Genomic DNA, 9,716 nt, shown 5'->3' with positions numbered 1-9,716 from the left:
GTTGTAATAATCGGCGGTGCTGGCGCTTAAACTGACCAGGCCATACGCATCCATTGACTGGCTGAGTGTCGCCGATAAGCGATTACGCTGGTTGAGCGAGTCTGAGTAGTAGTTGATGTCCGCTTGTTGCTGGCGTCGAACCCCTAAAACATCCTGAAGGTCGCGAAATCCACGAGTCGAATATCGATAAGCGGCCAGCACCAGGTTGGTGCCGGTCTGAAAGGTCTTGCTATAACTCAACTCGGCACGCCAGCCGGAGGTGCGCTGGTCATTTTCGGCCTTAGCCTGGGAAAACGTGGTGTTCAGACCCATCGCACCGATTCCGGTTGCCCAGACACCTCCCAGAAGCCACGCCTGGTAATCTTCCGCCAGCCGTGAACCGACGGTTGCCGTCAAACTATTACTGACGCCGCGCTGCATCACGCCCTCAAAAAAAGCGTTATTCACAGCGTAATATTGGCGCACACGGCCCAGCGCCAGCGAGTAATGCCAGTTGCCCGGACGAACCGAATCAGGAACCGAGGAGTAGGGCACCGTAAAGGTGGCGATTTTACCGTTGGCTTCTATCACCTCGACTTCAAAATCCCCCTGACTGCGGGTGTTGTTCAAATCATCAATGATAAACGGGCCAGGCGGCACCACGGTTTCATAGATGACCTTGTTCAACTGTTTCACAATCACACGGGCGTTAGATGAAGCGATGCCTCGAATTTCAGGGGCATAACCGCGTCTGCCTTGCGGCCACATACGTTCGTCAGTGGCGAGTTTTATGCCATTAAACGGCAGGCTGCCAAACAGCGAGCTGTCTGTGTAGCTATCGCCAAGGGAAAGCTGGCTATTGATCGACGTCAGTGGCCGTTGCACCCAGGTTCGTACCTTGTTGTAGCGATAGCTGCTACCACCCACACTGCTGCTGAGATAGCGAAGATTGCCCTGATGACGCAGCTGCCAGTTGGCGACATTAGTGCCTGCGGTTATCCCGCTCCACAAATATTGATAGCGGTAGGCGGCCGCGCTGTTTTCCGTCCAGGTGTAATTGGTGTTGTGGCGCAGAAATAACGCGGTCATCCCGCCATCCCACTGTTCGGGCGGAATATAACCACGCGGCGTGCGCTTAAGCGCTGACAGGGGCAGCGTGATATTCAGGCGTAACGCGGCGGCATCAAAAGCCCAGGTCCCTTGTGGCGTCCAGTCAGCAAGCGGGGCGCACTCGCGATCTATTGGCTCTGCTGGAACCTTTTTTAACGGCAACATTTTCACCAGCGAAAAGGGCAAGCATGGCTCGACCTCTTTTCCTTGTGCCGGGGGCAAAAATTCAAGCTTCACGCTGGATGACACGAGGGCATTATTGACATAAACATCGACCAGATAATGCCCCGCGGGCAACTCGCTTTGGTTGAATTGCGCGATGTTCTGACCGAAGGCTGAGCCTTTAAACAGCGACGGATCGAAATAATATTCTTCACTGTGCACGGCTGTTGAGAAATAGAATGAAACGGTCAGAAAGAATAAGGGGAATTTCAATTCATTGGGAGTTGATGGGGTAATTTTCACTTATTCTGGCTCCCTGATCGTTAACCGCGTCGAGTTTGACGCTGCCTACACCCTGTAAGCGTTGTTTGGTATGACTGAACCAGCAGGTATGCATGGAGAACGGGGCAACCATGACGGGTTCACACTCATAATTTTTTCCCGCGATACGCAGGGAAATAGCGACGAATGAAGCATGCCAGGGCTGCGCATTATCGATCTGTAATCCGCTGCCTTTTTGGGGATCGATTAGAGTGCGGACTTTAATACCCGATAAAATATTGCCCGGTTTGCCTATTGCCGCAGGGCGATAAAACAATTTCACCCGATTGCGCAGCATGACCGTCATGGCATTCTTATCGGCGGCAGCCTGTGATGCGGGCGGAATTTGCAGCATGTTAAACCAGTAAACGGACTCTCGATCCTGAGGCAGCTTGTCTGGCTGGCTGACGACAATACGCGCGACCTGCCCTGATTTCGGCTGAATACGAAATACCGGCGGCGTAGTAATAAAGGGCACGCGATTAATCTGCTGTGGTTTGGCATCCATATCACCCTCATCAAACCAGGTCTGAATAACATAGGGAATGCTATCGTCGTTTTTAAATTGGATATTGATGGAGCTGGCGGGTGCCGGATAAATAATCCGACTGCCCAGCAGCGTGACGCTTGCTGGTGCCGTCGCTGACATCACGCTGAGAAATAATGCGCCCAGGACATTGCGTAAATACATACAGACGATCTCATGGCATGCAGCGCACGCCCGGATATCCGAACGTACGCTGATTAATTATTACTGGTAAGTCACCGCGTATTGTAATGAAGCAGCCACGGTTCCGGCGGCGGCGACACCATTGGCATAATATTGCGCGTTATAAGTGGCCGAAGATTCGGTCTCATCGGCGGCAAGTGTCAGGTCGCCATCACCGGTATAGCCTCCTGTCAGGTTAATCACCGCGTCTTTACTGTCCACCAGTTGGACCTCAACATTTTTTGCGGTGCCGGTATTCGCCAGGTTGCCATTGGCCGTCACGTTATTGCCGACAAACACCGTTGAAATTTTTGTTGAGGAAGCTGAATTGCCGGTACAACCGGTCAAACCTACGGTAAAGGCGGTTTGTCCGGCGACATCACCGCTGGCAGCCAGATCGGATTTACTCACGGTGGGCATCAGCACCACCGGTGAGGCCGCATTGCCATTCACCGAGATGGAACAGGTTTCATCAGCCACTTCGCCCTGGAAATTAATGGTGTTATCGGACGCTGCAACGGCAGAGGCCGAGAAAAGGGCACCGGTGATAATCAGTGAAAGCAGTGTTTTATGTGTTTGCGTCATTTCGTGTAATCCTTTTACTTAGTGACCCGAGATCAGCTGATTAAGGCTGGTACCGGTCTTACGTCGAATCGAATCTTTGATGTTGTAAATTTTTTTCATCTCATGGTTCATTGCTATCGAAATGGCAGAAAGTGAATTCCCTTTTAAGGCTAAATCCAGAAAGGTTACTTCCTCATTCGACAGTGCATTAACTCTCCTTGTTGCGCCTCCTTTTAAACCATAATAGGTACTGTTAATCACCTTCTTGATATCCTCTAACCGGTCTTCACAATAAATAACGGAGTGGATTCCCTCTCTCTTTATCCAGTGTGCAGCCAGAGCGGCCAGCGGTCGATCGGAGACCAAAACGATGGTCAGTCCGGTGGATTTCAGATAATCAATCCAGTTTTTATTGGTGAGATAACGTAAGTTTTCTCGCGAAAAATCAACGAATATACATCCCCGGCAAAACACACTTTCATAGCGGCCAGCGACTAATGAAAGTACACCTTTAATCAGGAAATGATTGTTCCCCGGCCAAATCGCAATTTTTTGTATTGGACAGCGATTAAGAATATCGTTGTTTCGGTTCGTCAGCTGGCAGCCATATTTGCAACTGGCACAGCGTAAGTCCTCTCGTGTGGTATTTTTCATAACAAACTCATCCGCTCCTGTAAGAGCTGCGGATATCCTGGCAGGATAATTGTTTTTATTCAACGAGTTAAGAAAGTCAGTCATTTCTTACCCTCAGAAAAGTCTTAGGTTGTACGGGATGGTGATTTTTAAAATTCCATTGTCTTTTCTCAACTTGGCATGATCGTCATCGTTTCATACCCCTATAGAGTTAAGAACTTTCTAAATCCCCCAGGATTAATGGTGAAAATCGGCTTTTAGGATCAAAATTTAGATAGCATTAATTGCTAAATAATTGAATGTTCGTCAGTGTTGAGCCTGATTATCTTTGGTGTGAAAAGTGAGAATTCAGGATTTTTAATTTTTATTTGATGTAATGAAAACTGCCTCTGGTCTGTGGGTTGTGATGCGGCGAGGTAATTGAGTAATGAAGTTCACCTTGCGGAAGGGGATATTTATCTCTCTTAGGATTATTCTTACACCTAATGCAGGGTGGATTTGATCTTAAAATGTCCGCGCGGAGAAGATTTTTACATATCATTAGCAATCTTGTGACCGCTTTGATTAGTACAATTAATCAAAGCAGATGAGGGTTCAGCTTATTGGCTATGATTTATCTACGAAATATTTTATTTAGCTAAATCAATTGTTAATTCCTGGTGTTTATTTAATTGATAAAAAAACGACTGTGCATTTAGGAGGACCAAGCGACAAATATTGTCTGGTTGAGGTTACGTTGTGAATTAACGCTGAATTATGAGTCGGGCCAGCGACATTCGTCACTCATGGTTTGTGCCAGTGCGGCGGCAGCATGGGAGAGCTGGTGCTGTTTCAATCGCAAAATGCCCACTCGCCGCTCAATCTGCGGCGAGACCAGCGGCACGCATACCGCGCCGAGTTCTCGCATCTGCTGAATACAAAGAGCAGGCACCGCGCTGGCCCCCAATCCACTGGCGACCATTTTGCCCACGGTGACCAATTGATGACTTTCGTAAGCGACGTCGAGTCTTCTTCCTGCCTGTGCCAGTGACTGCTCAAGCAGCAGACGCACCGCCGAAGGACGCTGCAAGGTAATGAAATCCAGATGCAGCAGTTCTCGCCAGCTCAGCTGTGGCTTATCCGCTAACGGGCTATCAGCGGGCACCACGGCAACAAAGCGGTCGCTACCCAGCGGGGTGAAGTGCAGCGCATCGGCCAGTTCGGGTTCAAAGGCGACACCCATCTCCACGCGTCCCTCCTGCACCATCTCCAGCACCGTTTCATTGATCACGTCATGCACCGCGATATTGACGCCGGGATAGCGCTGGCGAAAAGCCTTCAGCACCGCAGGCAGCAGGTTGCCAGCAAAAGAGGGCATGGCGGCAATCGACACTTTCCCCAGTTGCAGCGTAAAACGCAGATGCATCGCCTCTTCGGTATTTTCCCAATCCGCCAGCAATCGTCGCGCCATGGGAAAAAAGATCTCACCTTCCGGCGTCAGTGATACGTGGCGAGTGGTGCGCATAAACAACGGTCCGCCCAACGCTTCTTCTAATCCGCTGATCGCCAGGCTCAGCGCCGGTTGCGAAATCGCAAGGCGTTCGCTGGCCTGGGCAAAACTCAAAGTGTGAGCGACCGCTAAGAACGCGCGTAACTGCTTGATAGTCATTTTCATTTTGCTTTTTGTTAACTTTATGTAAAACAACGATTAACGGAATATTAATAAGAAAAGTAAATGAAAGGCCAATAAAAACAAAATTAACAAATCATTTTTGTGACGCGAGGATGGCTTTATTCGGTGAGCTGAGGAGATGTACAGCAATGGCAGGATTAGACAAACGCGTCACCAGTTATCAGCAGGCGCTGGCTGGATTGCAAGACGACATGACGCTGCTGGCGGGGGGATTTGGCCTGTGCGGTATTCCAGAAAATCTCATCGCCGAAATTCGTCAGCAGGGCCTTAAGGGGCTGACTGTAGTCTCGAACAATTGCGGGGTAGATGGTTTTGGCCTCGGGCTGCTGCTGGAGAATCGGCAGATCAAAACCATGATCGCCTCTTACGTCGGTGAGAACGCGTTGTTCGAGCAGCAGATGCTCAGCGGTGAACTGGAAGTGATTCTCACGCCGCAGGGTACGCTGGCGGAAAAAGTGCGCGCAGGCGGCGCGGGTATCCCCGCATTTTATACGGCCACCGGCTATGGCACGCCCGTGGCAGAAGGCAAAGAAGTCAGAGAATTCGATGGGCGCCACTACATTCTGGAACAGGCGATTCGCGGTGACTTCGCCATCGTCAAAGGCTGGAAAGCGGACTGGTACGGCAATGTGATCTATCGCCACACCGCGCAGAATTTTAACCCACTGATGGCGATGGCTGCCCGTGTCACGGTGGTGGAAGTTGAAGAAATTGTGGCACCGGGTGAGCTGGATCCGGCGGCGATCCATACGCCGGGTATTTATGTCGATCGCCTGATTCAGGGCAACTTCGAGAAACGCATTGAGAAACGCACTCTGAGTGAAGGAGGCGCACATGCTCACGCGTGAACAGATGGCGCAGCGCGTGGCACAGGAGCTACGCGATGGCGATTACGTCAATCTCGGCATTGGTATGCCGACGCTGGTGGCCAACTACGTACCTGAGGGCATGGACGTGATGATGCAGTCGGAAAACGGTTTGTTGGGCATGGGGGCGTTTCCCACCGAAGCCGAACTGGATGCCGACATGATCAATGCCGGCAAACAGACGGTGACCGCAAGAAAGGGTGCGGCAATCTTCGATTCGGCACAGTCTTTCGCCATGATCCGCGGCGGCCATGTTGATCTTACCGTGCTGGGCGCGCTGGAAGTGGACGTCAGCGGCAACATCGCGTCGTGGATGATCCCCGGAAAAATGGTCAAGGGCATGGGCGGTGCGATGGATCTGGTGGCGGGTGCGGAAAACATCATCGTGATGATGACGCACGCATCAAAGCATGGCGAATCAAAACTGCTGTCCGAATGCACTTTGCCGCTTACCGGCGTCGGCTGTATTCGTAAAGTGATTACTGAACTCGGCTGGCTGGAGATTGAAGAGGGCGCTTTTGTGCTGCGTGAGTATGCGCCGGGCGTCACGCTCGATGAGATCCGTGCAAAGACGGCCGGGCAATTACGCATCGCCGATGATGTCCGTGAAATGCGTTTTTCCCAGGAGGCATCATGAACGAATGTGTGATTGTGGCAGCCACCCGCACGCCCATCGGCCGTTTTCACGGTGCGCTGGCGTCTCTTACTGCTGCAGAACTGGGCCAGCAGGTGATTGCCACACTGCTGAAACAAACCGCGCTCGATCCCGCGCTAATCGATGAGGTCATTATGGGGCAGGTACTCACCGCCGGATGCGGGCAAAACCCTGCGCGCCAGGCGGCCGTGGCGGCGGGTGTGCCTTACAGCGTGCCAGCCAGCACGCTGAACATGGTGTGTGGCTCAGGGCTGAAAGCGGTGATTCAGGCCGCACAGGCGATTCAAAGCGGAGCCGCCGAGATCATTATCGCGGGCGGTCAGGAGAGTATGACCCAATCCCCTTATTTGCTGCCGGAGGCGCGTGGCGGCTGTCGTTTGGGTCATAGTCAACTGATGGACAGCGTGATCCACGATGGTCTATGGGATGCGTTTAACGACTACCACATGGGGATCACTGCCGAGAATCTGGCCGATGAATACCACATCAGCCGTGCCGATCAGGATGCCTTTGCCTTGCAATCCCAACAGAAAGCGGTGGCGGCACAGCAACAGGGCGCCTTCCGCGCCGAAATCACGCCTGTCGCGGTGGTGCAGGCTAAAGGCGAGACATTGGTGATCGGTGAAGATGAACAGCCACGCGCGGACAGTTCAGCAGAGCGGCTGGCGCGTTTGCATCCCGCCTTTAAAAAGGACGGCAGCGTGACCGCAGGTAATGCTTCCAGCCTGAATGATGGCGCGGCCGCCGTGCTGTTGATGTCAGCATCACGCGCCTCTGCTCTAGGGCTGCCGGTGCTGGCGCGATTGACCGGGAGCGGCATGGCTGGCGTGGATCCGGCGGTGATGGGTATCGGCCCGGTGGCTGCCACCAACAAAGCCCTGAAACAGGCTGGTTGGGAGCTGGATCAAGTGGACTTAATCGAAGCTAACGAAGCCTTTGCCGCGCAGGCTCTGGCGGTAGGCAAAGCGCTTAACTGGCAGCCGGAACGGGTCAATGTCAACGGCGGTGCCATTGCGCTGGGGCATCCGATTGGTGCCTCCGGCTGCCGCATTCTGGTGACGCTCATTCATGCCTTGCAGCAGCGTGAGCGAAAGCGCGGTCTGGCAACGCTGTGTGTTGGCGGCGGCATGGGCGTCGCGCTGGCGGTTGAACGCCCGGATTGAGGCGGACCGATTCAAATTTTTGGCAATGTCTTTACCTTCAACCCTACAAAATAATAAGGAAGCAACATGAGTGTCGTTATTGCCCTCGCTGCGCTTGGGTTGCTGATGTTAGCCGCCTATCGCGGCTATAGCGTAATTTTGTTCGCCCCGATTGCCGCGCTGTTAGCGGTGCTGTTAACCGAACCGGCTGCGGTCGCGCCGGTGTTTAGCGGTCTGTTTATGGAAAAGATGGTGGGCTTTGTGAAGCTCTACTTCCCAGTGTTTCTGCTGGGTGCCATCTTTGGCAAGTTGATTGAGCTATCCGGCTTCTCACGCTCGATCGTCACGGCGGCCATTGCGCTGCTGGGGCGTCGCCATGCCATCCCGGTGATTGTGCTGGTGTGCGCACTGCTGACGTACGGCGGCGTGTCGCTGTTTGTGGTGGCCTTTGCCGTTTATCCGTTTGCCGCAGAACTGTTTCGTCAGAGCAATATCCCTAAGCGCTTGATTCCGGCAACGGTGGCGCTGGGGGCGTTCTCCTTCACCATGGATGCACTGCCCGGCACGCCACAAATCCAGAACATCATTCCCGGCAGTTTCTTCGGTACTAACGCCTGGGCAGCACCGTGGCTGGGATTGATCGGATCGCTGTTTATTATCGTGGTGGGCTTGCTGTGGCTGGATCGGCAACGCCGTCGGGCACAGGCCAACCAGGAACCCTATGGCACTAACCTGAAGAATGAGCCAGAAACGGCGGAAGATGTTCGTTTGCCGCATCCGCTGATCGCCATTCTGCCGCTGATTCTGGTCGGGGTGCTCAATCTCTGCTTCACGTGGTGGATCCCGTCGTGGTACGGCGCGCAGAGCAGCGTCACGCTACCGGGAAACCCCACGCCGATCCTCACCGATATTAAGAAAACCACCGCGATTTGGGCAGTACAGGCGGCGCTACTCAGCGGCATTCTGGTGGTGCTGATTTTTGGCTGGCGCAACATTCGTGGTCGTCTGGCAGAAGGCAGTCGCACAGCGGTTGCCGGTGCGTTACTGGCGGCGATGAATACCGCCTCCGAGTACGGTTTTGGTGCGGTAATCGCTGCGTTGCCGGGCTTTGTCGTGTTGTCTGGCGTGCTGCAGGCGATTCCCAACCCGCTGCTCAATGAAGCGATCAGTATTACCGTGCTGGCGGGGATCACCGGTTCGGCATCGGGTGGGATGAGTATTGCGCTGGCAGCGATGGCAGAACACTTCGTGCAGGCGGCGCAGGCCACGGGGATTCCGATGGAAGTGCTGCACCGCGTGGCGGCGATGGCTAGCGGCGGGATGGATACACTGCCGCACAACGGCGCAGTGATCACCTTGCTGGCGATCACCGGGTTAACGCATAAAGAAGCGTATGGTGGCATCTTCGCCATCACCATTATCAAAAGTCTGGCCGTGCTGTTTGTGATTGGGGTGTTTTACCTCACCGGCATTGTCTGAAGGAGGATGAATCGATGCAATTAGCGGGAAAAGTGGCACTGGTAACCGGGTCTACCAGCGGTATCGGATTAGGTATCGCGGAGCAACTGGCACTAGCGGGCGCCACGGTGATACTCAACGGTTTTGGCGAAGTGGAACACGCGAAAGCGATTATCGCGGCCACTGGGGCAACAGTGGATTATCACGCGGCGGATATGTCCGATCCACAGCAAATCGCCGCGATGATTGAGTGGGCAGAGGCACACTATGGCGCGGTAGATATTCTGGTAAATAATGCCGGTATTCAGTACACCGCGCCGGTGGAATCTTTCCCGGTGGAGAAGTGGGATGCGATTATTGCCATCAATCTCTCTTCGGTGTTCCACACCAGTCGCGCCGTTTTACCCGGTATGCAGGCACGTCACTGGGGGCGCATCATTAATAT

Annotated in this window: 10 protein-coding genes; 5 read left to right on the top strand and 5 right to left on the bottom strand. The window is 53.4% G+C overall.

Annotated features, from left to right (window positions below; all coding sequences use genetic code 11):
• The 5 genes from H7A81_RS22660 to H7A81_RS22640 all read right to left on the bottom strand — a co-directional run.
• On the bottom strand, nucleotides 1–1,554 hold a 1,554-nt coding region (locus H7A81_RS22660; RefSeq protein WP_370529978.1), incomplete at its 3' end, for a fimbria/pilus outer membrane usher protein.
• On the bottom strand, nucleotides 1,526–2,263 hold the full coding sequence (locus H7A81_RS22655; protein ID WP_182058789.1) for a fimbria/pilus periplasmic chaperone: 738 nt from the start codon (nucleotides 2,261–2,263) through the stop codon (nucleotides 1,526–1,528). The genes H7A81_RS22660 and H7A81_RS22655, both read right to left, overlap by 29 nt.
• A 60-nt stretch (nucleotides 2,264–2,323) precedes the next feature.
• The gene (locus H7A81_RS22650) at nucleotides 2,324–2,866 is read right to left on the bottom strand and encodes a fimbrial protein (protein WP_166936008.1); all 543 of its coding nucleotides are present in this window, start codon (nucleotides 2,864–2,866) and stop codon (nucleotides 2,324–2,326) included.
• 18 nt (nucleotides 2,867–2,884) lie between these two features.
• Nucleotides 2,885–3,583: a LuxR family transcriptional regulator gene (locus H7A81_RS27800; protein WP_237449301.1), complete on the bottom strand. Its 699-nt coding sequence runs from the start codon at nucleotides 3,581–3,583 to the stop codon at nucleotides 2,885–2,887.
• A 649-nt stretch (nucleotides 3,584–4,232) separates the two neighbouring features.
• Nucleotides 4,233–5,132, bottom strand: coding sequence for a LysR family transcriptional regulator (locus tag H7A81_RS22640; protein WP_182058788.1), 900 nt, complete (start codon nucleotides 5,130–5,132; stop codon nucleotides 4,233–4,235).
• Between the two features lie 146 nt (nucleotides 5,133–5,278).
• Between H7A81_RS22640 and H7A81_RS22635 the strand changes: the two genes are divergently transcribed.
• The 5 genes from H7A81_RS22635 to H7A81_RS22615 all read left to right on the top strand — a co-directional run.
• Nucleotides 5,279–5,998 (top strand): CoA transferase subunit A, encoded by a 720-nt coding sequence (locus H7A81_RS22635; RefSeq protein ID WP_182058787.1) that lies wholly within the window; start codon nucleotides 5,279–5,281, stop codon nucleotides 5,996–5,998.
• Nucleotides 5,985–6,653 (top strand): CoA transferase subunit B, encoded by a 669-nt coding sequence (locus tag H7A81_RS22630; RefSeq protein WP_058961255.1) that lies wholly within the window; start codon nucleotides 5,985–5,987, stop codon nucleotides 6,651–6,653. Before H7A81_RS22635 ends, H7A81_RS22630 begins: the two co-directional genes overlap by 14 nt.
• A complete protein-coding gene (locus H7A81_RS22625; RefSeq protein WP_182058786.1) occupies nucleotides 6,650–7,834 on the top strand; it encodes an acetyl-CoA C-acetyltransferase in 1,185 nt (394 codons plus the stop codon). The genes H7A81_RS22630 and H7A81_RS22625 overlap by 4 nt, the downstream gene beginning before the upstream one ends.
• 66 nt (nucleotides 7,835–7,900) lie before the next feature.
• Nucleotides 7,901–9,292, top strand: coding sequence for a GntP family permease (locus tag H7A81_RS22620; protein WP_097117778.1), 1,392 nt, complete (start codon nucleotides 7,901–7,903; stop codon nucleotides 9,290–9,292).
• 14 nt (nucleotides 9,293–9,306) lie between these two features.
• The coding region (locus H7A81_RS22615; RefSeq protein WP_182058785.1) for an SDR family NAD(P)-dependent oxidoreductase at nucleotides 9,307–9,716 on the top strand (410 nt) is incomplete at its 3' end.

The sequence above is a fragment of the Pantoea sp. ME81 genome (assembly GCF_903970985.1).
Taxonomy (GTDB): Bacteria; Pseudomonadota; Gammaproteobacteria; order Enterobacterales; family Enterobacteriaceae; genus Pantoea; species Pantoea communis.
Note: the sequence above shows the minus strand (reverse complement) of the source record. Positions and strands in the feature narration are given on the sequence as shown.